Source organism: Streptomyces viridiviolaceus, from assembly GCF_014650995.1.
Classification (GTDB): Bacteria; Actinomycetota; Actinomycetes; order Streptomycetales; family Streptomycetaceae; genus Streptomyces; species Streptomyces viridiviolaceus.
Genome location: NZ_BMWA01000004.1, coordinates 154,619 through 178,718, shown reverse-complemented (window position 1 = coordinate 178,718; position 24,100 = coordinate 154,619). Strand labels below are relative to the sequence as shown.

Here is a 24,100-nt window from a genome sequence, read left to right as displayed (position 1 = left end):
CAACTCGACCTGGTCACGGTACGCGGCACTGCGCCATTCGGTCAAACCAACGGTCAGTGGGGGACACTTGTCCACAGGCTGGGGACAACGACTTGAACCCTACCCGCCGCGCTGACTACCGTGGCTGAACTCCGATTCGTTCCCTTATCCCTGACCGCCCCGATATTCATCCCGACCCGTCCCCGAATCACACCTTCGAGGGACACATGAGAGAGCGTGCCCTGTGGCTGACGTACCTGCCGATCTTGCCGCAGTGTGGCCACGCGTACTGGAGCAGCTGCTCGGGGAGGGACGCGGCCAGGGCGTCGAATCGAAGGACGAACACTGGATCCGGCGCTGCCAGCCACTAGCCCTGGTGGCGGACACCGCCCTGCTCGCCGTACCGAACGAATTCGCCAAGGGCGTACTGGAGGGCCGCCTCGCCCCGGTCGTCAGCGAGACCCTGAGCCGCGAATGCGGCCGGCCGATCCGCATCGCCATCACGGTCGACGACTCCGCCGGCGAGCCCCCTGCCCCGCCGGCACCCCCCGCCCGCCCCCAGCCGCGCTACGAGGAGCCCGAGCTCCCGCCCCCCGGCCAGGGCGGCCGCGACGACTACGAGGGCTACGGCCGCCATCGCGGCGACCAGCTCCCCACGGCCCGCCCCGCCTACCCCTCCGAGTACCAGCGCCCCGAACCCGGCTCCTGGCCCCGCCCGGGACAGGACGACTACGGCTGGCAGCAGCAGCGCCTCGGCTTCCCCGAGCGGGACCCCTACGCCTCACCGCCGGACACCTACGGCTCGTCGCCCCAGGAGTCATACGGCTCGCCCCAGGACTCCTACAAGCAGGAGACCTACCCGCAGGACGCATACCCGCAGGACTACCGAGCGCAGCCGCAGGAACGCCCGCCGTACGACGGCCAGCGCACCGACTACGAGCAGCCACGCGGCGACTACGACCAGCGCGGCCCCCGGCGCGACCTGACCGAACCGCCGTCCGGCTCCGGCCAGGTCCACCGCGGCAGCCCGCCCGGCCCCGGCCTGCCCACCACCGGCGCCCCCGGCCCGCTGGCCGCGCAGCCCGCGCCGGCGACCGGCCCCGGCGAGCCGACGGCGCGACTGAACCCGAAGTACCTCTTCGACACCTTCGTGATCGGCGCCTCCAACCGCTTCGCGCACGCGGCGGCGGTCGCCGTCGCCGAGGCACCCGCGAAGGCGTACAACCCCCTGTTCATCTACGGGGAGTCAGGGCTCGGCAAGACCCACCTGCTGCACGCGATCGGGCACTACGCGCGCAGCCTCTACCCGGGCACGCGCGTGCGGTACGTCAGCTCGGAGGAGTTCACCAACGAGTTCATCAACTCCATCCGCGACGGCAAGGGCGACAGCTTCCGCAAGCGCTACCGCGAGATGGACATCCTGCTCGTCGACGACATCCAGTTCCTCGCGGACAAGGAGTCGACGCAGGAGGAGTTCTTCCACACCTTCAACACACTGCACAACGCCAACAAGCAGATCGTCCTCAGCAGCGACCGGCCGCCCAAGCAGCTGGTCACACTCGAGGACCGGCTGCGGAACCGCTTCGAGTGGGGACTGATCACCGACGTCCAGCCGCCGGAGCTGGAGACGCGCATCGCGATCCTGCGCAAGAAAGCGGTGCAGGAGCAGCTCAACGCCCCGCCGGAGGTGCTGGAGTTCATCGCCTCCCGCATCTCGCGCAACATCCGCGAACTGGAGGGCGCGCTGATCCGGGTGACGGCGTTCGCCTCCCTCAACCGGCAGCCGGTGGACCTGGGCCTGACGGAGATCGTCCTGAAGGACCTGATCCCCGGCGGTGAGGACTCGACGCCGGAGATCACCTCGACGGCCATCATGAGCGCGACCGCCGACTACTTCGGCCTCACGGTCGAGGACCTGTGCGGCAGTTCGCGCGGCCGCCAGCTCGTGACGGCCCGCCAGATCGCCATGTACCTCTGCCGCGAGCTGACGGACCTCTCGCTGCCGAAGATCGGGGCGCTGTTCGGCGGCCGGGACCACACCACGGTGATGCACGCCGACCGCAAGATCCGCAATCTGATGGCCGAACGCCGCTCCATCTACAACCAGGTGACCGAGCTGACCAACCGCATCAAGAACGGCTGACGGCAGCCGGCCCGCGTCGCCGAGGCGCCCCCGGGAGACAGCCCGGGGGCGCCTTTTCCATGCCCTGGGGCACGTCTCCGGTCCCGTGGCGACGCACCCCGCGGTCGTACCCCCGCAACCCGCTGTTCGAATACCTGCCGGGTTACGGTCGCCCTCCACAGATTCGGCGACTTTTTTCCGTCCACACCTTGGGGACCGGGAAGTTGTCCCGATCCTGTCCACAGCCCAAGGGGCTGAGTAGCGATCATGCCAGGTCAGCGCCTTGTGGATTCGTGGACGAACGATCTCCACAGACTGTGGACGACGAAGTGATCCACAGCCTGTGCATCGAGTTGTCCACGGGCAACCCACAGGCGGAGGCCGGTTGTCCCCAGCGGATCCTGGCTTCTCCACATGTCTGTCCACTGTTCGGCAACCCGGCGCGGGTCCTCACCGCCTCGAGTGAAAGCCGTCACACCAAGCTGCCGGGTTGGGCTGTGGGAAAGCTGGGTAAACCTGGGGACGGCTCTGGGGAGAAGTCGCCGCCGCCTGTGCATGGGGTGTGCAGAACTTTCCGTTCTCCACAGAGACGCCTGGTTGTCCACGGGCTCCGCCCACAGGCACCGTGGACAAAATTCCTGCGCTGAGCTGGGCAAACGTGGTTATCCACGGTATCCACAGGCCCTACTACTACTCCCGACCATAGAGAGCCGGGAAATCGTTTCGAAGCGGGGCCTGTGCACAACTCGCCCTCTCGAGCCCGACCGCCCCTCGTCGCGACTTGACCCCGAAGGGCACCTACTGTCAGTGCGGTGCGTCAGACTGGTCCCCGGTGTCCTTCCCGTCACAGGGACCGGCGACACCGAGTCAGACGACGAAGGCGAAGCAGGGCGAGAAGCGCCGGCAACAGCAGGAGGCGGCTTACGGTGAAGATCCGGGTGGAACGCGACGTACTCGCGGAGGCAGTGGCCTGGGCGGCACGCAGCCTCCCGGCCCGTCCGCCGGCGCCGGTCCTCGCGGGCCTGCTGCTGAAGGCCGAGGACGGGCAGCTGAGCCTGTCGAGCTTCGACTACGAGGTCTCCGCGCGGGTGTCCGTGGAGGCGGAGGTCGAGGAAGAGGGCACGGTGCTGGTCTCCGGCCGTCTGCTCGCCGACATCTCCCGCGCCCTGCCCAACCGCCCGGTGGAGATTTCCACAGACGGTGTACGGGCGACGGTGGTCTGCGGCTCCTCGCGGTTCACACTCCACACCCTGCCTGTGGAGGAGTACCCGGCCCTGCCGCAGATGCCGAACGCCACGGGCACGGTCCCGGGCGAGGTCTTCTCGTCCGCGGTCCAGCAGGTCGCCATCGCGGCCGGCCGCGACGACACGCTGCCCGTCCTCACCGGTGTGCGCATCGAGATCGAGGGCGACACGGTGACGCTGGCGTCCACCGACCGCTACCGCTTCGCGGTCCGCGAGTTCCTGTGGAAGCCCGAGAACCCGGACGCCTCGGCGGTCGCCCTGGTGCCCGCCAAGACGCTCCTGGACACCGCCAAGGCCCTGACCAGCGGCGACCAGGTGATCCTGGCGCTGTCCGGCTCGGGCGCGGGCGAGGGCCTGATCGGCTTCGAGGGGGCTGGGCGCCGGACGACCACCCGTCTGCTGGAGGGCGACCTCCCGAAGTACAAGACGCTGTTCCCGACGGAGTTCAACAGCATCGCCGTGATCGAGACCGCCCCCTTCGTGGAGGCCGTCAAGCGCGTCGCCCTGGTCGCCGAGCGGAACACTCCGGTGCGGCTCAGCTTCGAGCAGGGCGTGCTGATCCTGGAGGCCGGCTCCAGCGATGATGCACAGGCTGTGGAAAGGGTCGACGCCCAGCTGGAGGGCGACGACATCTCGATCGCCTTCAACCCGACGTTCCTGCTGGACGGTCTGAGCGCCATCGACTCCCCGGTGGCCCAGCTGTCCTTCACGACGTCCACGAAGCCGGCGCTGCTCAGCGGCAAGCCGGCGCTGGACGCCGAGGCGGACGAGGCGTACAAGTACCTGATCATGCCGGTGCGGCTGAGCGGCTGAGCGCCGCTGGTGGTCCACGGGGCGAAGCCGCAGGTGGGGGCGTACGGATGAGCGCGTATGCCCACAGCTGTGCGTGACCGTCCGGGTTTAGGCTCGGACGTCGGTGCGAAAGTGCCACTCACGCCACAGCGACCCTAAGGAACGCAACTGATGGAGCTCGGTCTCGTCGGCCTCGGCAAGATGGGCGGCAACATGCGCGAGCGGATTCGCCGCGCGGGCCACACCGTCGTCGGATACGACCGCAACCCGGACCTCGCCGATGTCCACAGCCTGGAAGAGCTTGTGGGCAAGCTCAAGGGCCCGCGCGTGGTCTGGGTGATGGTCCCGGCCGGCGAACCCACCCAGGCCACCATCGACCGGCTCGCCGAGCTGCTGGAGCCCGGCGACGTCGTCGTGGACGGCGGCAACTCCCGGTGGACGGACGACGAGAAGCACGCGGAGGAGCTGGCCGCCAAGGGCATAGGCTTCGTCGACTGCGGCGTCTCGGGCGGTGTCTGGGGCCTGGAGAACGGCTATGCGCTGATGTACGGCGGTGACGCGGAGAACGTCGCCAAGGTGCAGCCGGTCTTCGACGCCCTGAAGCCGGAGGGTGACTTCGGCGCGGTGCACGCGGGCAAGGTCGGTGCGGGCCACTTCGCGAAGATGGTCCACAACGGCATCGAGTACGCGATGATGCAGGCCTACGCCGAGGGCTGGGAGCTGCTGGAGAAGGTCGACTCCGTGGAGAACGTCCGCGAGGTCTTCCGTTCCTGGCAGGAGGGCACGGTGATCCGTTCCTGGCTGCTGGACTTGGCGGTGAACGCCCTCGACGAGGACGAGCACCTGGACGGGCTCCGGGGTTATGCACAGGACTCGGGTGAGGGACGCTGGACTGTGGAGGCCGCGATCGACAACGCGGTGCCGCTGCCGGCGATCACCGCGTCGCTGTTCGCGCGGTTCGCCTCGCGCCAGGACGACTCGCCGCAGATGAAGATGATCGCCGCGCTGCGGAACCAGTTCGGCGGTCACGCGGTCGAGAAGAAGTAATCAGTACGCGAAGGACATGGGTGGAGGTCGGCGAACGACCATGCACGTCACGCATTTGTCGCTGGCCGACTTCCGCTCGTACGCCCGGGTCGAGGTCCCCCTCGATCCGGGCGTGACCGCGTTCGTCGGTCCCAACGGGCAGGGCAAGACGAATCTCGTCGAGGCGGTCGGCTATCTCGCCACGCTCGGCAGTCACCGTGTCTCCTCGGACGCGCCGCTGGTGCGCATGGGGGCCGACCGGGCGGTCATCCGTGCTCAGGTGCGCCAGGGCGAGCGGCAGCAGCTGGTCGAGCTGGAGCTGAACCCCGGTCGCGCCAACCGTGCCCGTATCAACAGGTCCTCGCAGGTCAGGCCCCGTGACGTGCTCGGCATCGTGCGGACCGTGCTGTTCGCGCCGGAGGACCTGGCCCTGGTCAAGGGCGACCCTGGGGAGCGGCGCCGCTTCCTCGACGAGCTGATCACTGCCCGTTCCCCGCGCATGGCCGGGGTGCGATCCGACTACGAGCGGGTCCTCAAGCAGCGGAACACGCTGCTGAAGTCGGCCGCGCTCGCCCGTCGGCACGGTGGCCGGACGATGGACCTGTCCACGCTCGACGTCTGGGACCAGCACCTGTCGCGTGCGGGTGCCGAGCTCCTCGCGCAGCGTCTGGACCTGATCGCGGCGATTCAGCCGCTGGCCGACAAGGCGTATGAGCAGCTGGCCCCCGGCGGCGGTCCGGTCGCGTTGGAGTACAAGCCGTCGGCGCCGGGTGAGGCGCACACGCGGGACGATCTGTTCGAGCAGCTGATGGCGGCGCTCGCCGAGGTGCGCAAGCAGGAGATCGAGCGGGGCGTCACGCTGGTCGGCCCGCACCGGGACGATCTGCTTCTCAAGCTCGGTCAGCTGCCGGCCAAGGGGTACGCCTCTCACGGTGAGTCGTGGTCGTATGCGCTGGCGCTGCGTCTCGCGTCGTACGACCTGTTGCGGGCGGAGGGCAACGAGCCAGTGCTCGTTCTCGACGACGTCTTCGCCGAGCTGGACGCCCGGCGTCGCGAGCGGCTGGCCGAGCTGGTGGCGCCCGGTGAGCAGGTTCTGGTGACCGCCGCGGTCGACGACGACGTGCCGCATGTGCTGGCGGGGGCGCGGTTCGCGGTGGCCGAGGGGACGGTGGAGCGCGTATGAGCACGGACGAGCCGGCTCCGAGGAAGTCACCCGAGCCGTCCGGTGTCGATCTCGCGCGTGTGGCGTTGCGGGCGGCGCGGGAGGCGGCACGCGCGCGTGGCGATGCGGCGCAGCAGAAGCGGCAGGCCCGGCGCGGGGGCCTGCGCTCCGGCGCGCGTGCGGACGGCCGTGACCCGATGGCGCTCGGTTCGGCGATCAACCGGCTGATCACGGAGCGGGGCTGGGAGACCCCGGCGGCGGTGGGCGGTGTGATGGGCCGTTGGCCGCAGATCGTGGGTGCGGACGTGGCCAAGCACTGTGTGCCGGAGCGGTACGACGAGGACGAGCGCGTGCTGGTCGTGCGCTGTGACTCGACGGCGTGGGCGACGAACCTGCGGCTGCTGGCTCCGACGTTGGTCGCCCGGTTGAACGAGGACCTCGGTCACGGCTCGGTGCGGGTGATCAAGGTGCAGGGTCCCGGTGGTCCGGGTGGTTCGGCTCGTCGCTATGGGCCGCTTCGGGCGCCGGGGAGTACGGGGCCCGGGGACACGTACGGGTGAGCTGTCCCCTCGCCTTGACGCAGGGTGACTGACATCACATCCACGCGCGTTGATGGTCGGTGCGTACCGGCGCCGCGGCCCTTGTCGTACAACCGCACACGGTTGCGAATCGCGATCTGACTCCGAAGTAGCCATGGGTTGACGTCCCGAAGCGCTGAGTGCCGTCGTGAGCCTCTTGAGGCCCCCTTCCGCATATCGGGAGTCGGACGACGATGGTTCAGGGCGGCACATGGGGACTCAGGTACCGGCAAACACCCATCAGTGTCAGTGCTACCGGTAGACTGGGAGACAATCCCGCCCCGAACGTGGGGACCGTCCGGGAAAAGCTGAGCAACGCTGATCAAGGCTTACCAACGCAACATGCCGCAGCCGCTCCGGCAACCCGCCGACGAGCCCGGCTCGTGCTGTGCCAGAAAGGGCGCTTCGTGGCCGATTCCGGCAACCCCAACGAGAACATCCCGTCCACCGAGGCCCCGGCCGGAGTCGCCGAGGGCTCAGCCGCCGCGTCGTACGACGCCAGCGCCATCACCGTCCTCGAGGGTCTGGACGCGGTCCGCAAGCGACCCGGTATGTACATCGGCTCGACCGGTGAGCGCGGCCTGCACCACCTCGTGTACGAGGTGGTCGACAACTCCGTCGACGAGGCGCTGGCCGGGCATGCGGACACCATCGACGTGACGATCCTGGCCGACGGCGGCGTGCGCGTCGTCGACAACGGCCGTGGCATCCCCGTGGGCATCGTGCCCTCGGAGGGCAAGCCGGCCCTCGAGGTCGTGCTGACCGTGCTGCACGCGGGCGGCAAGTTCGGCGGCGGCGGCTACGCGGTCTCCGGTGGTCTGCACGGCGTCGGCGTCTCCGTCGTCAACGCCCTGTCGACGAAGGTGTCCGTCGAGGTGAAGACCGACGGGTTCCGCTGGACGCAGGACTACAAGATGGGCGTCCCGACGGCCCCGCTCGCGCAGCACGAGGCGACCGAGGAGACGGGCACCTCGGTCACGTTCTGGGCGGACCCGGACATCTTCGAGTCCACCGAGTACTCCTTCGAGACGCTGTCGCGGCGTTTCCAGGAGATGGCGTTCCTCAACAAGGGCCTGACGATCAGGCTCACCGACGAGCGGGAGTCGGCGAAGGCCACCGCGGGGGCGGACGAGGCCGGTGCGGACGAGCTGGCCGAGGAGCAGAAGGCCAAGACGGTCACGTACCACTACGAGGGCGGCATCGTCGACTTCGTGAAGTACCTCAACTCCCGCAAGGGAGACGTGGTGCACCCCACCGTGATCGACCTGGAGGCGGAGGACAAGGAGAAGGCCCTGTCCCTCGAGGTCGCCATGCAGTGGAACGGCGGCTACACCGAGGGCGTGTACTCCTTCGCCAACATCATCCACACCCACGAGGGCGGTACGCACGAAGAGGGCTTCCGCGCGGCGCTCACCTCGCTCATCAACAAGTACGCGCGCGACAAGAAGCTGCTGCGCGACAAGGACGACAACCTCACGGGCGACGACATCCGCGAGGGTCTGACCGCGATCATCTCGGTCAAGCTGAGCGAGCCGCAGTTCGAGGGCCAGACCAAGACCAAGCTGGGCAACACGGAGGCGAAGACCTTCGTGCAGAAGGCGGTCTACGAGCACCTCAACGACTGGCTGGACCGCAACCCGAACGAGGCCGCGGACATCGTCCGCAAGGGCATCCAGGCGGCCACCGCGCGCGTGGCGGCCCGCAAGGCCCGCGACCTGACCCGTCGCAAGGGCCTGCTGGAGTCGGCGTCGCTGCCGGGCAAGCTGTCCGACTGCCAGTCGAACGACCCGACCAAGTGCGAGATCTTCATCGTCGAGGGCGACTCCGCCGGCGGCTCGGCCAAGTCCGGCCGGAACCCGGAGTACCAGGCGATCCTCCCGATCCGCGGCAAGATCCTCAACGTCGAGAAGGCGCGCATCGACCGGATCCTGCAGAACCAGGAGATCCAGGCGATGATCTCCGCGTTCGGCACGGGCGTGCACGAGGACTTCGACATCGAGAAGCTCCGCTACCACAAGATCATCCTGATGGCGGACGCCGATGTCGACGGTCAGCACATCAACACCCTGCTGCTGACCTTCCTGTTCCGCTTCATGCGGCCGCTGGTCGAGGCCGGGCACGTGTACCTGTCCCGCCCGCCGCTGTACAAGATCAAGTGGGGCCGGGACGACTTCGAGTACGCGTACTCCGACCGCGAGCGCGACGCCCTGATCGAGATGGGCCGCCAGGCCGGCAAGCGCATCCGCGAGGACTCGGTCCAGCGTTTCAAGGGCCTCGGCGAGATGAACGCCGAGGAGCTGCGCATCACGACCATGGACCAGGAGCACCGCGTCCTCGGCCAGGTCACGCTCGACGACGCCGCCCAGGCCGACGACCTGTTCTCGGTGCTGATGGGCGAGGACGTCGAGGCCCGGCGCGCCTTCATCCAGCGCAACGCCAAGGACGTCCGCTTCCTCGACATCTGAGTCGGTCTCAGCTGACCGCACCAGGAAGGACCTTCACCAGCAATGACCGACGAGAACACTCCCGTCACGCCTGAAGAGGACGGCCTGGCGCTGCGCGTCGAGCCCGTCGGGCTCGAGACGGAGATGCAGCGCTCCTACCTCGACTACGCGATGTCCGTCATCGTCTCGCGTGCGCTGCCGGACGTCCGTGACGGCCTCAAGCCCGTGCACCGCCGCGTGCTGTACGCCATGTACGACGGTGGCTACCGCCCCGAGCGCGGCTTCTACAAGTGCGCCCGCGTCGTCGGCGACGTCATGGGCAACTACCACCCCCACGGCGACAGCTCCATCTACGACGCCCTGGTCCGCCTCGCCCAGCCCTGGGCGATGCGCATGCCGCTCGTCGACTCCAACGGCAACTTCGGCTCCCCGGGCAACGACCCGGCCGCGGCGATGCGGTACACCGAGTGCAAGATGGCGCCGCTGTCGATGGAGATGGTCCGCGACATCGACGAGGAGACCGTCGACTTCACGGACAACTACGACGGCCGCTCCCAGGAACCGACCGTCCTGCCCGCCCGCTTCCCGAACCTGCTGATCAACGGCTCGGCCGGCATCGCGGTCGGCATGGCGACCAACATCCCGCCGCACAACCTGCGCGAGGTCGCGGCCGGCGCCCAGTGGTACCTGGAGAACCCGGAGGCGTCGCACGAGGAGCTCCTGGACGCGCTGATCGAGCGCATCAAGGGCCCCGACTTCCCGACCGGCGCCCTGGTCGTCGGGCGCAAGGGCATCGAGGAGGCGTACCGCACCGGCCGCGGCTCGATCACCATGCGCGCGGTCGTCGAGGTCGAGGAGATCCAGAACCGCCAGTGCCTGGTGGTCACGGAGCTGCCGTACCAGGTCAACCCCGACAACCTCGCGCAGAAGATCGCCGACCTGGTCAAGGACGGCAGGATCGGCGGCATCGCGGACGTGCGTGACGAGACGTCGTCCCGTACCGGCCAGCGCCTGGTCATCGTGCTCAAGAGGGACGCGGTCGCCAAGGTCGTCCTCAACAACCTCTACAAGCACACGGACCTGCAGACGAACTTCGGCGCCAACATGCTGGCGCTGGTCGACGGCGTGCCGCGCACGCTGTCGCTCGACGCGTTCATCCGCCACTGGGTGAACCACCAGATCGAGGTCATCGTCCGCCGCACGCGCTTCCGGCTGCGCAAGGCCGAGGAGCGCGCGCACATCCTGCGCGGCCTGCTGAAGGCCCTGGACGCCATCGACGAGGTCATCGCGCTGATCCGGCGCAGCGACACCGTCGAGATCGCGCGCGGCGGCCTGATGGGCCTCCTGGAGATCGACGAGATCCAGGCCAACGCGATCCTGGAGATGCAGCTCCGCCGGCTGGCGGCCCTGGAGCGGCAGAAGATCGTCCAGGAGCACGACGAGCTCCAGGCGAAGATCAACGAGTACAACGAGATCCTCGCCTCGCCGCTGCGCCAGCGGGGGATCGTCAGCGAGGAGCTGGCGGCGATCGTCGAGAAGTACGGCGACGACCGCAAGACCAAGCTGATCCCGTACGAGGGCGACATGTCCATCGAGGACCTGATCGCCGAGGAGGACATCGTCGTCACGGTCACGCGTGGCGGGTACATCAAGCGCACCAAGACCGACGACTACCGGGCCCAGAAGCGCGGCGGCAAGGGCGTACGCGGCACGAAGCTGAAGGAAGACGACATCGTCGACCACTTCTTCGTGTCCACGACCCACCACTGGCTGCTGTTCTTCACCAACAAGGGCCGCGTCTACCGCGCCAAGGCCTACGAGCTGCCCGACGCCGGCCGGGACGCCCGCGGCCAGCACGTGGCGAACCTGCTGGCCTTCCAGCCGGACGAGGCGATCGCCGAGATCCTCGCGATCCGCGACTACGAGGCGGCGCCGTACCTGGTGCTGGCCACCAAGGCCGGTCTGGTCAAGAAGACGTCTCTGAAGGATTACGACTCTCCGCGTTCGGGCGGCGTGATCGCCATCAACCTGCGCGAGCGGGAGGACGGATCCGACGACGAACTGATCGGGGCCGAACTCGTCTCGGCCGATGACGATCTGCTGCTGATCAGCAAGAAGGCGCAATCGATCAGGTTCACTGCGACGGATGACACGCTCCGTCCCATGGGCCGTGCCACCTCGGGCGTCAAGGGCATGAGTTTCCGCGAGGGAGACGAACTGCTCTCGATGAATGTTGTTCGACCCGGTACGTTCGTGTTCACTGCCACCGACGGCGGGTACGCGAAGCGGACCCCTGTCGACGAGTACCGCGTCCAGGGTCGCGGCGGTCTCGGCATCAAGGCCGCCAAGATCGTCGAGGACCGTGGATCGCTCGTGGGAGCGCTGGTGGTCGAGGAGCACGACGAGATCCTCGCCATCACACTCTCGGGCGGTGTGATTCGCACGCGAGTCAGCGGAGTCAGGGAGACGGGCCGTGACACCATGGGCGTCCAACTGATCAACCTGGGCAAGCGCGATGCCGTCGTGGGCATCGCACGCAACGCCGAAGCGGGACGCGAGGCGGAGGAGGTCGACGGCGACGTGGTCGTCGACGAGACCGCCGAAGGCGCCGCCGCCATCGGCACGGACGAGGGTGACGCGCCCTCGGCCGAGTAGCACGAGGAGAGTCATCGTGAACGGAGCCACGGGCGCCGGATCGGCCGGTACCTCACGGGGTACGGAAACGGACGGCGGCGACCGTGGCTCCGTCGCGCACGGAACGGACTCGCAAGCCCACTCGTCCTCACCCTCGTACGACACTCATGGATCCCAGGGGGGAACTGTGACGGACACCCGAGGCCCGCAGACCCAGCAGTACGCGGCTGGAGCGGGCCCGGCCGCTTCGGGCGCCCAGGGCCGACCCGCGCACCACCAGGAAGCCGCCCAGCAGCCGGCCTCGCCGCTGCCCGGGGAGCGGCAACCGCAGCAGCCCGGCGGGCCGTACCACCCGCCGCAGGCGTACCAGCCCCAGGGCGACGGCCCGGCGGGCCCCTCGGGCGCCGTCCGCCGCCCGCGCACCGGCGCACGCACCACGCCCCGTGTCCGCAAGGCACGTCTGCGCGTGGCGAAGGCCGACCCGTGGTCGGTGATGAAGGTCAGCTTCCTGCTCTCCATCGCGCTGGGCGTCTGCACGATCGTCGCGTCGGCCGTGCTGTGGATGGTCATGGACGCCATGGGCGTCTTCACGACGGTCGGCGGCACGATCTCCGAGGCGACCGGCTCCAACGAGTCGAACGGCTTCGACCTGCAGTCGTTCCTGTCGCTACCCAACGTGCTGATGTTCACGACGATCATCGCGGTCATCGACGTCGTCCTCGCGACGGCCCTGGCGACGCTCGGCGCGTTCATCTACAACCTCTCCGCCGGCTTCGTCGGCGGCGTCGAGCTGACGCTCGCCGAGGACGAGTGACGAGCGGCTGACGTCCGGCTGGAACGGGCAGTTCCACGGTCGGTCCAGGGGCTCACCGACGGCTCCACGCCGGTCCCCCGGCCCGCCACCCACAACCGATTTTGGGACTGCCCACCTCGTGCGCTAATCTTCAGGAGTCAGCGCGCGGGACACACACCGCAGAGCGCGGCGGGGCTATAGCTCAGTTGGTTAGAGCGCATCCCTGATAAGGATGAGGCCACAGGTTCAAATCCTGTTAGCCCCACCAGCGAGAAGACCCCCAGCCGATACCGGCTGGGGGTCTTTGACGTTCACGGCCCACATCAGCCGATGAGTGGATCTCCCAGAAGCTCGGCGATCATGCCCACCGCTTCGCGCACCGGTAGAGGATCAAGGGGGGACAGATGCCGAGTGATCTCCAGTTCAGCTGGGAACTGAGCGGAGCCGGTTGGGCAACGTGCCGCATCGCGGACGGATTTTCGGAACGCCGAGATCATGTCAGCTACTGCACGGACGCTCTCGCTGACCTATTGCATGGCGTAGCAGGCCTGTACGGATCCAGCTCGGTCCAGCGGTTCTCCTTCGACCTGGAACCAGCCGAGATGCGATGGGTTCTCCGCAGCCATGGCACCAGGACGTCGAGATCCTTGTCCATCTCTTCGCTGACATGTTCACGAGCTTCGAGCTGCCCGACGACGAAGGCGAGCTCTCGTGGAGCTCCATCCAGCCTCGCAGCGTGGTTGGGCATGCAGTGACGGAGGCGGCACAGACCGTCTTGCGACAGCACGGAGAGGAGGGGTACCGGAAGAAGTGGATGCAGCACCCATTTCCCGTCTCCGCCTTGCAGGATCTCAGACGCCTGCATCTGCGAGATGACGAGTGCCGGATGGAACATGACCTGCTGCCATAGCCCGGCGAAGGACACCGGCCCGTTGACCGACGCTGCCGACGCCCGGTGATCGACCGGATGAGGATGCGGCCACAGGATCCGATCCTGTCGAGCCCACCAGCGAGAAGACCCCCCGGTGATTCACCTGGGGGTCTTTCACCTTCATGGTTCCGTGCCCGGGTTCGCGCGGTGAGGCCCGGCTGCTCGTTCGAGCGGCCGGGCCCAGGGGGTGGCGCTGCTGTACGCAAGTTCGCCGTGGTGACAGGGGCAGAGGGGCAAGAGGGGCGGGGCCGGGTGGTGGCACGGCGGTGCGTGCCAGGGCGTCAGCGCTGCAGGGGCGTGTCGTCCGGGGTGGTGGACTCTGCCGGGGTCTCGCAGGAGGAGCGGTCGGACTTCGTGGCCGTGGTCGAGTCGTTCGTCGCGGTGGCGTCCGACAGCGGGCGGTGGCGGCAGCTGGGGGACTTGCCGTGGGCCTCGGCGTGGATGCGCTGCTTCATCGTGGGGGGCAGGGCCCCGGCGCGTAGCCAGGACGAGAGGGGCAAGGCCGGCGCCGTCGCCCGCGTGGTGCTGTCACTGTCACTGGTGTTGTCGCTGTTGCGCTGAGTCTCGGTCTGGGGTACGGCCGCCGAGGCGGTCGTCGTGATGAATCCGAGCGCCGTGCACAGCGCGAGGAAGGCGGTGACGATGGCGGTCCACAGCTTCATGACCTTGTTCCGGGCCATGGGCCCCTCACTTTCGGGTCGGGCGATTTGCGTACTTTGCTCATCATGTGTATGTGGATCGCGAAGTGGTGGACCGACGCTCGTGGCGCGTCGCTCTTCGGATGAACACCACTCGGATGGACGTAAGAAGGGCGAAAAGGATCGGAGACGGGAGGAGGGCGGGCAAAAGTCACCCTCCGTGCGGGTGCGATCACCCTCCGACCGGAGCGGCACGGCCCGTTCCTATTGGGCTCCGATGACCGGGAGTTGACAGCCGACGCAGGTCACCGATCGATATCGGTCGGTGTGTATAGTCGGGCGCCAGAGGTCCCCTACGTCAAGGAAAGACGAGGTCGCGCGGTGAAGAAGCTTCTCCTGGTCGCACTGGCCGCCATCGGCGGGCTCCTCGTGTACCGCCAGATCCAGGCGGATCGCGCCGAGCAGGATCTGTGGACGGAGGCGACTGACTCCGTGCCCACGGGTTCGTGAGTACGACCGACATCCGGTTCTGAGCAAACCCCGGCCGTCATCGCGGTCGGGGTTTTGTGTTGCCCGGATGGCGGTCCGGGTCGCGGGGCAGGATGGGCCACGGTCCGGTCCGGGCGACGGCGAGGAGTGGCGGGTGACGGCACGGTGGTGTAGGGCTCGGCGGCGGGCCAGGGCATGGCGCGATCGGCCGGCGAGGCGGCGCCCGTGGGTGCCCGTACGTCTGGCCGTGGTGAGCGCGGTGGCCGGTGCGACGGTCCTCCTGCCGGGCGGCACGGTCCTGGCGGCCGACGGGCCCGCCGACGACGCGTACGCCTTCGCCGAGGGGGCCCGGCGGATCGAGGGGGCGGCCGGCCCGGCGGACGCCGCGCTCCTGGAGCCGGGCATGGCGTACCGGAGTTCCCTGCCCCGGAGCGGCACGGTGCACTTCCGCCTCGAGCTCGACGCCACCTCGAACGCGTACGTCTCCGTCACCGCCGTCCCGGCCGCCGCTGACGCCGTCACGGCCGTCGACGGCATCCGGGTGACCGTGCAGGACGCCGACGGCCGCGCCTGTTCCTCGGACAGCGCGGGTTTCGGCGCCGCCCGCAGCCCCCGCCCGGTCACCGCCTGGGGCATGCGGGAGACGTCCCCCACCGGGACCCGCTGCAAGGAGCCCGGCACCTACTACGTGACGGTCGAACGGCTCCGGCCGCAGGACTCCCCGCCGGGCGCCTGGGACCTGGACCTCACCACCGCCACCGAGCCGCGCCCGACGCGACCCGGAGCGACGAACGCGCCCGAGACCTGGGACTCGGCCTCGCCGACACCCCTCACCGGCGAGCCGGAGCTGCGCCGCGGCGGCAGCGGATTCGCCGACGCCACCGCCGTCGCCGAGGGCGTCTGGCGCGATGACGTCCGGCCCGGGCAGACCCTCTTCTACAAGGTCCCGGTCGACTGGGGCCAGCAGCTCCACGCCACAGCCGAACTCGCCGCTTCGGGCAGCGGCTCCGGCTACGCGACCAGCGCCCTGGCCCTGGCCCTGCACAACCCCGTGCGCGGCGAGGTCGAGGACTCCGCCACCGGCTACACCGGCCGCCGGACGACGGCCGACCTCGCTCCCGTGCCCCCGGTCGCCTACGCCAACCGCTACGCCACCGCCGACCAGGTCAGCGGGATGCGATTCGCCGGCGCCCACTACCTCGTCGTGCATCTCGCGGCGCAGGTCGCCGAGGACTTCGGCGACGGCCCGTTCGAGCTGACGCTGCGCGTACGGGTCGAGGGAGACGGAGAGAGCGGCCCAGGGTACGACGGGGAGCCGGTCCCGCAGGGTGTCTTCGAGGTCGCAGGCCGGCCAGCCGCGCCGGAGGGCGGAGCCACGGGCGACGACCTCGCCCTGAAGGCGGTCGCCGTGGGCGGCATCGGTACGGGCAGCGCGCTGCTGGTGGGGCTGGGCGTGTGGACGGCTCTGGCGCGGCGCAGGGGCGCGGACCCGCGCGCCGGCCTGTAGGGCGCGGCCTGGAGAGCGCCACCGGCTCAGATGCGGGCCAGGGCCCAGAAGCCCACCGCGTAGCAGACCAGCGCCAGCAGCAGGAGCGGGACCGCCACCTTGGCCGGGGGACCGGGGCGGCGCCGTCGCTCCGCACGGTGCTGGGGAAAAGCCCGGGCGGAAGGCGGAACCCGCGGGGCTTGGGCGGTGTACGAAGCAGTAGAGGCGTCGGCGCGCTGGTGCGTCGGCGGTGTCAGGGCCTGGGCGGGGTGCGTCGGCGCGCGCGGCGGAGAGGAGGGCAGTCCATGGGCGGGTTGGTGCGGTGGGTGCTGGAAGCCCTGTGGCCGGCCGTTCTGCGGTGCGTCCGGCGGTGGACCGGGCGCCGAGAAGGAGGTGACGGTGGCCTGCGGGGGCGGCAGAAGGAAGCTGCCGGTGTCCGACACGCGGGACGGCGCGGGGGGCCGCTCGGGTGGTTGCCGCTGTGCCGGGGGAGGCGGTCCCTGGCGCCCCGTGGGCCCGCCGGCGGCGGTGACCGGGCCGGACGGTGGCGCGCTGCCCGGGGCTGCCGCCGGGCCCGGGCCCTGCCGCGGATCCGTGGGGACGGTGCCCGCTCCCGTGCCTGTGCGCGCCCTCGCTGCCGTGCCCGGTGCCGGTCCGAGTGGCCCGTCCGGGCCGAACCCCGGTGGCAGTGGCCCCACTTGGTCGAAGATCTCGATCAGCTCGTCGTCGGGACCCGGCTCCGGCAGCAGCTCAGCGGCCGCGGCCAACGCCTTGCGCGCCCCCGTGGCCGTACGGAACCGGGCCGACGGGTCCGGCTGCAACAGGGTGGCCACGACCTGCCACAGCGGCTCCGGAACGCCCTGGGGAGCACCCGGTGTCCCGTGCTCGGAGAAGTACTGCACGAGGGCCTTGGCGTCCGGTTTGGCACCCTCCAGCAGATACAGAGCCACCAGACCGACGGCGAACAGGTCCGCGGGAAAGTCCGGTTCCGCGCCCATCATCTGCTCGGGCGCCAGATAACCGGGCGTCCCCACCACGAGGTTGGTCTCCGTCAGCCGCGGCTCACCCAGCCGCATCGCGATGCCGAAGTCCGACAGCCGCAGCCGGGGCCGGCCCGTGCCGGTGGCCTCGAGCAGCACGTTGGCGGGCTTGATGTCACGGTGCACGACGTCCTCCGCGTGCACTGCGGCCAGCCCGGCCAGCAACTGGTCGAGGAGAGTGCAGACGAACGCCGGCGGCAGGGGCCCGTAGTCCCCGACCAGGTGGACGAGCGAGCCGCCCGTCACCAGGTCCATGGTGAACAGGACCTTGTCGTCGTCGGCGGCCCAGCTGGCGGGGGCGAGCACATGGGGATGATCGATCCGCAGCGCCTGCTCACGGACGAAGCGCAGCAGCGAGTGGGCGTCGCTCTGCTGGAGCACCTTGGCGGCCACATAACGCCGACGGCGGTGGTCCCAGGCGCGCCAGACGGCGCCGACTCCTCCACGGCCGATCGGATCGACCAGCTCGTACCGGCCGGCGAAGACCTCACCCATGGCTCTGTGCCGCTCCTCCCCCTCGCGTCACTGGTGAGCCCGGCCGCCGAACCCCCCTTCAGCGGCCGGACTCCGGGGTCAGTTCTGGTGGGACTGGTAGTGCGCGACCGCGTCGGAGGTGCGACCGGCGCCGTACACCCGGAGGAACTCCGCCAGTTCCGGGTGGCTCTGAGTGAGGGCGTCCGCCGCATCGATGATGTCGCCCGCGGCCGCCACCGAGCGCAGCAGGGACTGGATCTCGCGGACGACGCGCTTGACCGTCGGCGCTCCCGAACTGCTCGTCGTCTGCGTGGTGTTGTTCAGCACCGAGCCCCCCTGTGACTTCTTGATCTCGTCCATGCGCTCGGACGCCTCGGCCGCGCTCACGCTGCCGTCGGCGACCTGCGCCGCCAGGTCCTGCAGCAGCTGCACCCGCTGGACCACCGCGGGATTGCCGATCTTCGCCCGCTGGCCGCTCATCAACTGCGACAGCATCGGTGCGGACAGTCCCAGAACCCCCGCGAGACGAGCCTGGTTGAGACCAAGATCGTCGATGAGCCTACGGAAGAGCGCCCCCAACGGCTCCCCGTACCAGTTCCGCTGCAGTTCCCGCGCTCTTGCGGTGGCTTCCTGCTGTGCGGCGTCCATTGCGTCTCCCCATCGCTTCCCCAAAAACCGCAGTTCGCTCCAGCGAACCACGCCGAGCATCTTACGGAGCGTGGTCGTTCATCGGGACCCCCAATCATTTGTGAGATACGGGGGCCGACCCGGTACTCTTGTCCCCGGCGCCCTGTCGGCACGCTGTTCCGCCGGCCGGACGCTTCGTCTTCCGGGGCCTTAGCTCAGTTGGTAGAGCGCTGTCTTTGCATGGCAGATGTCAGGGGTTCGACTCCCCTAGGCTCCACAGCCCGAGAGCCCGTCCACCTGCGGTCACGCAGGTGGACGGGCTCTTCGTGTCCACGCCGTCACGCGCCGTGCGCGTACAGGCCGAGGGGTGCCTCCGATATACCCAAGGGGTCACCCGACCACCCGGGCGCTCGGGACCGGCTTCACGCACGCCCCGCATCCGCCCCAGGGCGCACCGACCAGGACGATCATCAACCGCATTCCGGAAAAGGCCAGTTGACGATGCAGGACAACCGCCGCCCCCGGGGATCCGGGCGTGAACAGGCTCACGGAGAGCCGCCACTCAGCACCGGGATGAGGCGGTCTGCTCTTGATATCGTCACCCCAGAGGGCACCAGCGCCACACCCCTGCGGGGCGGTGCCAAGTGGCTCATCGCCGTCGGAGCCGTTCGGTCGCTGCCGACGAGGTGGAAGGGGTAGACCATGCGGGCGAAGGTACGGGCCGCTCTCGACGCGATCTACATGAAGCGGCTGGTCAGGGAACTGGAAGGACGCCCACGCCCCCAGCACATCGGCATCATGCTGGACGGCAACCGCCGGTGGGCCAAGATGTCGGGCATCGACGACCCCCGTGAGGGCTACCGGGCGGGCGGGGCCAAAGTGCTGGACTTCCTCCGCTGGTGCGACTCCGCGGAGATCGAGCACGTCACCCTGTACATGCTCTCCGACGACAACCTGCACCGCCCCGAGGAAGAGCTGAACCCGCTCATCGACATCATCGCCGAGGTGGTGGAGCGACTGGCCGCCCCGGGCAACCCCTGGCCCGTCCAGGTCGTCGGCGCCCTGGACCTCCTGCCCGCCGACTCGGCGAGCCGCCTGAAGACCGCCACCGCCGCGACCGAGGGCCGCCGGGGCGGCACGAAGGTCGACGTGGCCGTGGGCTACGGCGGCCGGCGCGAGATCGTCGACGCCGTCCGCTCGGCCCTCATGGAACACAGCGCCCAGGGCGGCGACATCGACGAGTTCATCGACTCCTTCACCATGGAGCACATCTCCAAGCACCTGTACTCCAAGACGCGGTCCGAGTCCGACCTCATCATCCGCACCTCCGGCGAACAGCGGCTGTCCGGCTTCCTGCTCTGGCAGTCCGCATACGCCGAGATGTACTTCTGCGAGACCTACTGGCCGGACTTCCGCGAGATCGACTTCCTGCGCGCCCTGCGCTCGTACTCCCTGAGGGAACGCCGCTACGGCCGCTGAGAGCCGGGGCAGGCACCACGCCCGTTCCACGTGAAACACCGCCGCGGGGCGGGAGACTCCGAAGTCTCCCGCCCCGCGGCGTCACACGGATACGCCGGTGTCAGCGCGGCTCGTCACCCTCGGCCGCCTCGTCCTGTGCCTGCTTGGCCTGGACCTCGGGGTCGAGGATCGCATCGCCACTGCCGTCCACCGACGACAGCCGCCCGTTCTCGGGCACCTCCGTCGCCGCGGGCGGCTCCACCAGCCAGTCCGGATTGGCCTGCTTGTCCCACCACTTCCACGCGGCGAAGGCACCCCCGGCGACCACACCGATCACCGCCAGCGCCTTGGCGATGCGCCCGGCCTTCGCCCGCCGCTCATGCTTGCGGGCCAGCCGCTGGATCTCCTTCGCCGACACCTGCCCACGCAGCGCCGCCAGCGCGGCGGCACCACGCGCGGCGGCCTCATGGCTGACAGGACCGGCCGCGGCGACCGCCTGCTCGATCCTCGGCCGGGAGTAGTCGGCCGCCTGCCGGGCTGCCAGCCGCGTACGGACCGCGGCCTGGTCCATCTTCGGCGGCACATGCGTACGGGCCTGCTCCAGACGGGGCGCGACATACACGCCGTACTGGAGGCGAGCCTGGTCGGCGGCCTGCGACACCCTGGGCGCCAGCCGTACGCGCGCCTCGTGTGCGTAGTGAGCGGCCCTGTCCTTGGCCGTGTCGGCGTAGGGCGCCACCACTTCCGCGGCGTGCAGCACGCTGTCCTTCGCCGAACCGGTCGCGGCGCGCACGCTGTCGATGCGGGTCACGGGTTCCTCCTCCTCGGTGGCGTACGGTAATTCGACTTTCCACCCTTTTACGGATCATGCCTGCCGACGCACTGCCAGGCATGTGAGGGCGGGCATCCGGGTCACGGACGGTGACTTCGGGCCCTGTGGGACACATGGTGATGAAGAAGCGGTCAAGATGTTCATCGACTGCAATAGCGGATGAATACGGAGCAACGCGAGCTTGTCGACGACAATGCCACGGATCGCCGCGCCTCGCTCGTGACCCGGGAGTACTTGGCCCGATTTCCGCAAGCGAAACCCGCCGACGCGGGACAGGAACCGGCTGCTGGGCGACGTACGGCGCGGACCGTGCGAGGATCGGTGAGCACAACAAGACGACGGAAGGCACATCGTGGCTGAGCAGCTCTACGCCACCCTGAAGACCAACCACGGCGACATCGACGTCCGGCTCCTGCCGAACCACGCCCCCAAGACGGTCAAGAACTTCGTCGAGCTCGCCAAGGGCGAGCGTGAGTGGACCAACCCCGCCACCGGGCAGAAGTCCACGGACAAGCTCTACGACGGCACGGTCTTCCACCGGGTGATCAGCGGATTCATGATCCAGGGCGGTGACCCGCTGGGCAACGGCACCGGCGGTCCCGGCTACCAGTTCGAGGACGAGTTCCACCCGGACCTCTCCTTCGACAAGCCCTACCTGCTGGCCATGGCCAACGCCGGTCCGGGCACCAACGGCTCGCAGTTCTTCATCACCGTCGCCCCGACGACGTGGCTGAACCGCAAGCACACCATCTTCGGCGAGGTGACCGACACCGCCAGCCAGAAGGTCGTCGACGCCATCGCCGGCATCCAGACCAACCCCCGCACCGACCGTCCCGTCAACGACGTCGTCATCGAGTCCGTCGTCGTCGAGACCCGCGAGGGCTGACCCCCTCCCCGCACGCCATGCCCGGCGTGTCCGAAGGGAACTAATCGCCCCGCTCGTCCGTAAGGATGGGCGGGGCGATTGCACGTTGCGGACGGACGAGTGAGGGGAACCCCATGGACCAGGCACCAGGCGGACCGAAGGGCCCGGAAGAACAAGGAGCCCGGCCCGCCCAGAGCCTGCCCGGCTGCTACCGCCACCCGGACCGCGAGACCGGCATCCGCTGCACCCGGTGCGACCGCCCCATCTGCCCCGAGTGCATGGTCAACGCCTCCGTCGGCTTCCACTGCCCCGACTGCGTCCGCACCGGCTCCGGCACCGGCCACACCCCCGACGCGTCCCGGCCCCGCACCCTCGCAGGCGGCACCGTGACCGCCGACCCCCGCCTCATCACCAAGATTCTCATCGGGGTCAACATCGCGGTGTTCATCGCCGTCCACGCCTCGTCGACACTGCTGTACGACCTCGTACTCCGCGGGCAGTGGCCGCCCGCCCCCTACGTCCCGACAGAAGGCGTCGCCGCGGGCGAGTGGTACCGGCTGGTGACCACGATGTTCACTCACGAGGAAATCTGGCACATCGCCTTCAACATGCTCAGCCTGTGGTTCCTCGGCGGCCCCCTCGAAGCCGCCCTCGGCCGAGCCCGCTACCTCGCCCTCTACCTCGTCTCAGGCCTCGCCGGAAGCGCGCTCACCTACCTGCTGGCCGCACCCACCCAGGCCACCCTCGGCGCCTCGGGCGCCGTCTTCGGCCTCTTCGGTGCCACCGCCGTCCTGCTGCGGCGGCTCAACTACGACATGCGGCCGGTCATCGCCCTGCTGGCGATCAACCTGATCTTCACCTTCAGCCCGGGCTTCAACATCGCCTGGCAGGCGCACATCGGCGGCCTCGTCGCCGGCGTCGTGATCGGCTACGCCATGGTCCACGCCCCCCGCGACCGGCGGACGCTCGTGCAGTACGGCACCTGTGCACTGGTCCTCGCCCTGGTCGTCGGACTGACCCTGTTGAGAACCACCCAGCTCACCTGAGCGCTCAGTTGTCCACAGCGGGTGGCGGATCTTGTGCACAGTGTGCGAGAACAGATGTGCCCCCTGTCACCGACCCGTGTTTCCGCAGGTCAGGCAGGGGGCGAACGCGTTTTCGGGTGCCGGTGGTTCTGTCACACCGGCGTCAATGCCCAGTGAGTTATCCACAGATCGTCTTTCTTTTCCTCAGGGTGTGGACAGCACCTGTGGATAACTCCGTGGATAGCCCTGGGCAGAGCTACTTCCATTGCGTCGAGACACCGAATCCGGCGGCGATGAAGCCGAAGCCGACCACGATGTTCCAGTTGCCGAACTGGTCGATGGGAAGTGAACCGTCGGTGACATAGAAGACGACGATCCAGGCGAGGCCGATGACGAACATCGCCAGCATCACGGGCGCGACCCAGGACCGGTTGTCCAGCTTGACGGCGGTCGCCTGCTTCGCGGGCGGCGGCGTGTAGTCGGCCTTCTTGCGGATACGTGACTTCGGCACGAGGGTCTCTCCTGTCGATGCGCTGCGTGGCCGCGCAGGGAACGGGTCGGGCTCGGGGGCGACGTACGAGACGTACAAGGGGACTCTTAGCGCTCCCCCGGGCGTCCGTTAGCGTAGTGCTTCCGTGGCGCCGAAGGAGATAAGGGTACGTTGAGCAATTCTGCCGACTCCCCCGGGACGGGTTCCAGCCCTGCCCGCCGGCGCCGTTTGCGGCCGGTGCGGGTACTCACGGCCGCGGTCTTCGCTCTCGCGGGTCTCATTTTCTTCACCAGCTTCAACACCGCCAAGGGCACCAATATCCGCACGGACACCTCTTTGCTCAAGTTGTCCGATCTCATCCAGGAGCGCAGTCGCAAGAACGGCGAGATGGAGGAGTCGAACGGGGCCCTGCGCGGCGACATCGAGTCCCTCGCCGAGAGCGACGACGGCAGCACGAAGGCGGAGGACGACAAGCTCGCCGCCCTGGAGGAGAAGGCGGGCACGCAGAAGCTGACGGGCGAGGCGATATCGGTCACGCTCGACGACGCCCCGCCGGACGCCACCGCCAAGCTGCCCGGATACCCGGAGCCGCAGCCCGACTACCTGGTCATCCACCAGCAGGACCTGCAGGCCGTGGTGAACGCCCTGTGGCAGGGCGGGGCCGAGGGGATCAAGGTCATGGACCAGCGGCTGATCTCCACCAGCGCCGTGCGCTGCGTGGGCAACACGCTGATCCTGCAGGGACGCGTCTACTCCCCGCCGTACAAGATCACGGCGGTCGGTGACCCGAAGCGGTTGAAGCAGGCGCTCGCCGAGTCGCCGACGATCCAGAACTACATGGTGTACGTCAACGTCTACGGCCTCGGCTGGAAGGTCGAGGACGACGGCAGGGTGACGTTGCCCGGCTACTCGGGCGCCGTGGACCTGCACTATGCCCAGCCTGTGGATTGACGCCGTTCCGGAGGGCTCGG

At 69.1% G+C, this 24,100-nt stretch carries 20 protein-coding genes and 2 tRNA genes; 16 read left to right on the top strand and 6 right to left on the bottom strand.

The features are described 5' to 3' along the window. Positions 1–223: 223 nt before the first annotated feature. The 9 genes from dnaA to IE260_RS06735 all read left to right on the top strand — a co-directional run bounded on the left by dnaA (position 224) and on the right by IE260_RS06735 (position 13,042). Positions 224–2,122: a chromosomal replication initiator protein DnaA gene (gene dnaA, locus IE260_RS06775; protein ID WP_189869555.1), complete on the top strand. Its 1,899-nt coding sequence runs from the start codon at positions 224–226 to the stop codon at positions 2,120–2,122. Between the two features lie 905 nt (positions 2,123–3,027). After that, positions 3,028–4,158 (top strand): DNA polymerase III subunit beta, encoded by a 1,131-nt coding sequence (gene dnaN / locus IE260_RS06770; RefSeq protein WP_189869554.1) that lies wholly within the window; start codon positions 3,028–3,030, stop codon positions 4,156–4,158. A gap of 150 nt (positions 4,159–4,308) precedes the next feature. Then, positions 4,309–5,184, top strand: coding sequence for a phosphogluconate dehydrogenase (NAD(+)-dependent, decarboxylating) (gnd, locus tag IE260_RS06765; RefSeq protein WP_189869553.1), 876 nt, complete (start codon positions 4,309–4,311; stop codon positions 5,182–5,184). 40 nt (positions 5,185–5,224) lie between these two features. Then, a complete protein-coding gene (gene recF, locus IE260_RS06760) occupies positions 5,225–6,346 on the top strand; it encodes a DNA replication/repair protein RecF (RefSeq protein ID WP_189869552.1) in 1,122 nt (373 codons plus the stop codon). Beyond that, positions 6,343–6,885: a DciA family protein gene (locus IE260_RS06755; protein ID WP_189869551.1), complete on the top strand. Its 543-nt coding sequence runs from the start codon at positions 6,343–6,345 to the stop codon at positions 6,883–6,885. Before recF ends, IE260_RS06755 begins: the two co-directional genes overlap by 4 nt. A 401-nt stretch (positions 6,886–7,286) precedes the next feature. Further along, entirely contained in the window at positions 7,287–9,368 is a 2,082-nt protein-coding gene (gyrB, locus tag IE260_RS06750) for a DNA topoisomerase (ATP-hydrolyzing) subunit B (RefSeq protein WP_189869550.1), read from the top strand. Between the two features lie 42 nt (positions 9,369–9,410). Next, positions 9,411–12,002: a DNA gyrase subunit A gene (gene gyrA, locus IE260_RS06745; RefSeq protein ID WP_189869549.1), complete on the top strand. Its 2,592-nt coding sequence runs from the start codon at positions 9,411–9,413 to the stop codon at positions 12,000–12,002. A gap of 16 nt (positions 12,003–12,018) precedes the next feature. After that, a complete protein-coding gene (locus IE260_RS06740) occupies positions 12,019–12,795 on the top strand; it encodes a DUF3566 domain-containing protein (protein WP_189869548.1) in 777 nt (258 codons plus the stop codon). A 170-nt stretch (positions 12,796–12,965) separates the two neighbouring features. After that, positions 12,966–13,042, top strand: a tRNA-Ile gene (locus IE260_RS06735). Positions 13,043–13,097: 55 nt separating this feature from the next. Here the strand turns inward: IE260_RS06735 and IE260_RS06730 are convergent. Then, positions 13,098–13,271 (bottom strand): hypothetical protein, encoded by a 174-nt coding sequence (locus IE260_RS06730; RefSeq protein WP_189869547.1) that lies wholly within the window; start codon positions 13,269–13,271, stop codon positions 13,098–13,100. Positions 13,272–13,986: 715 nt separating this feature from the next. After that, entirely contained in the window at positions 13,987–14,385 is a 399-nt protein-coding gene (locus tag IE260_RS06725; protein WP_189869546.1) for a DUF6344 domain-containing protein, read from the bottom strand. Between the two features lie 339 nt (positions 14,386–14,724). On the opposite strand from IE260_RS06725, the gene IE260_RS41515 reads away from it, so the two are divergent. Together IE260_RS41515 and IE260_RS06715 are read left to right on the top strand one after the other, a co-directional pair. After that, positions 14,725–14,853, top strand: coding sequence for a DLW-39 family protein (locus IE260_RS41515; RefSeq protein WP_003999697.1), 129 nt, complete (start codon positions 14,725–14,727; stop codon positions 14,851–14,853). A gap of 208 nt (positions 14,854–15,061) precedes the next feature. After that, on the top strand, positions 15,062–16,339 hold the full coding sequence (locus tag IE260_RS06715; RefSeq protein WP_189869544.1) for a hypothetical protein: 1,278 nt from the start codon (positions 15,062–15,064) through the stop codon (positions 16,337–16,339). Between the two features lie 26 nt (positions 16,340–16,365). On the opposite strand, the gene IE260_RS06710 is transcribed toward IE260_RS06715, so the two are convergent. After that, complete coding sequence (locus IE260_RS06710) at positions 16,366–17,853, bottom strand: serine/threonine-protein kinase (RefSeq protein ID WP_189869543.1); 1,488 nt, start codon at positions 17,851–17,853, stop codon at positions 16,366–16,368. Between the two features lie 78 nt (positions 17,854–17,931). After that, positions 17,932–18,480: a helix-turn-helix domain-containing protein gene (locus IE260_RS06705; RefSeq protein ID WP_189869542.1), complete on the bottom strand. Its 549-nt coding sequence runs from the start codon at positions 18,478–18,480 to the stop codon at positions 17,932–17,934. A gap of 183 nt (positions 18,481–18,663) precedes the next feature. On the opposite strand from IE260_RS06705, the gene IE260_RS06700 reads away from it, so the two are divergent. Together IE260_RS06700 and IE260_RS06695 are read left to right on the top strand one after the other, a co-directional pair. Further along, positions 18,664–18,736 (top strand) — tRNA-Ala (locus tag IE260_RS06700). A 425-nt stretch (positions 18,737–19,161) separates the two neighbouring features. Then, positions 19,162–19,938: an isoprenyl transferase gene (locus IE260_RS06695; RefSeq protein WP_189869541.1), complete on the top strand. Its 777-nt coding sequence runs from the start codon at positions 19,162–19,164 to the stop codon at positions 19,936–19,938. Between the two features lie 100 nt (positions 19,939–20,038). Here IE260_RS06695 and IE260_RS06690 read toward each other — a convergent pair whose 3' ends face one another. Beyond that, on the bottom strand, positions 20,039–20,728 hold the full coding sequence (locus IE260_RS06690; protein WP_189869540.1) for a DUF5324 family protein: 690 nt from the start codon (positions 20,726–20,728) through the stop codon (positions 20,039–20,041). A 373-nt stretch (positions 20,729–21,101) separates the two neighbouring features. Between IE260_RS06690 and IE260_RS06685 the strand changes: the two genes are divergently transcribed. Both IE260_RS06685 and IE260_RS06680 read left to right on the top strand, forming a co-directional pair. Then, positions 21,102–21,635 (top strand): peptidylprolyl isomerase, encoded by a 534-nt coding sequence (locus IE260_RS06685; protein ID WP_189869539.1) that lies wholly within the window; start codon positions 21,102–21,104, stop codon positions 21,633–21,635. 113 nt (positions 21,636–21,748) lie between these two features. Beyond that, positions 21,749–22,660 carry a rhomboid family intramembrane serine protease gene (locus IE260_RS06680; protein ID WP_189869538.1) on the top strand — a complete coding sequence of 304 codons (912 nt, stop codon included), beginning with the start codon at positions 21,749–21,751 and terminating at the stop codon, positions 22,658–22,660. A 235-nt stretch (positions 22,661–22,895) separates the two neighbouring features. Here IE260_RS06680 and crgA read toward each other — a convergent pair whose 3' ends face one another. After that, on the bottom strand, positions 22,896–23,150 hold the full coding sequence (crgA, locus tag IE260_RS06675) for a cell division protein CrgA (protein WP_189869537.1): 255 nt from the start codon (positions 23,148–23,150) through the stop codon (positions 22,896–22,898). Between the two features lie 150 nt (positions 23,151–23,300). Here crgA and IE260_RS06670 point away from each other — a divergent pair, with 150 nt between their 5' ends. Further along, positions 23,301–24,080, top strand: a complete 780-nt coding sequence (locus IE260_RS06670; protein WP_189869536.1) for a DUF881 domain-containing protein — start codon at positions 23,301–23,303, stop codon at positions 24,078–24,080. Positions 24,081–24,100: the final 20 nt, after the last annotated feature.

What these genes read in the sequence shown, in the direction of transcription:
- recF (WP_189869552.1), top strand. Translation starts at nt 5,225, where the DNA reads ATGCACGTCACGCATTTGTCGCTGGCCGACTTCCGCTCGTACGCCCGG.
- gyrA (WP_189869549.1), top strand. Translation starts at nt 9,411, where the DNA reads ATGACCGACGAGAACACTCCCGTCACGCCTGAAGAGGACGGCCTGGCG.
- IE260_RS06755 (WP_189869551.1), top strand. Translation starts at nt 6,343, where the DNA reads ATGAGCACGGACGAGCCGGCTCCGAGGAAGTCACCCGAGCCGTCCGGT.
- IE260_RS06725 (WP_189869546.1), bottom strand. Translation starts at nt 14,385, where the DNA reads ATGGCCCGGAACAAGGTCATGAAGCTGTGGACCGCCATCGTCACCGCC.
- IE260_RS06680 (WP_189869538.1), top strand. Translation starts at nt 21,749, where the DNA reads ATGGACCAGGCACCAGGCGGACCGAAGGGCCCGGAAGAACAAGGAGCC.
- IE260_RS06705 (WP_189869542.1), bottom strand. Translation starts at nt 18,480, where the DNA reads ATGGACGCCGCACAGCAGGAAGCCACCGCAAGAGCGCGGGAACTGCAG.
- IE260_RS06710 (WP_189869543.1), bottom strand. Translation starts at nt 17,853, where the DNA reads ATGGGTGAGGTCTTCGCCGGCCGGTACGAGCTGGTCGATCCGATCGGC.
- gnd (WP_189869553.1), top strand. Translation starts at nt 4,309, where the DNA reads ATGGAGCTCGGTCTCGTCGGCCTCGGCAAGATGGGCGGCAACATGCGC.
- IE260_RS06730 (WP_189869547.1), bottom strand. Translation starts at nt 13,271, where the DNA reads ATGATCTCGGCGTTCCGAAAATCCGTCCGCGATGCGGCACGTTGCCCA.
- IE260_RS06695 (WP_189869541.1), top strand. Translation starts at nt 19,162, where the DNA reads ATGCGGGCGAAGGTACGGGCCGCTCTCGACGCGATCTACATGAAGCGG.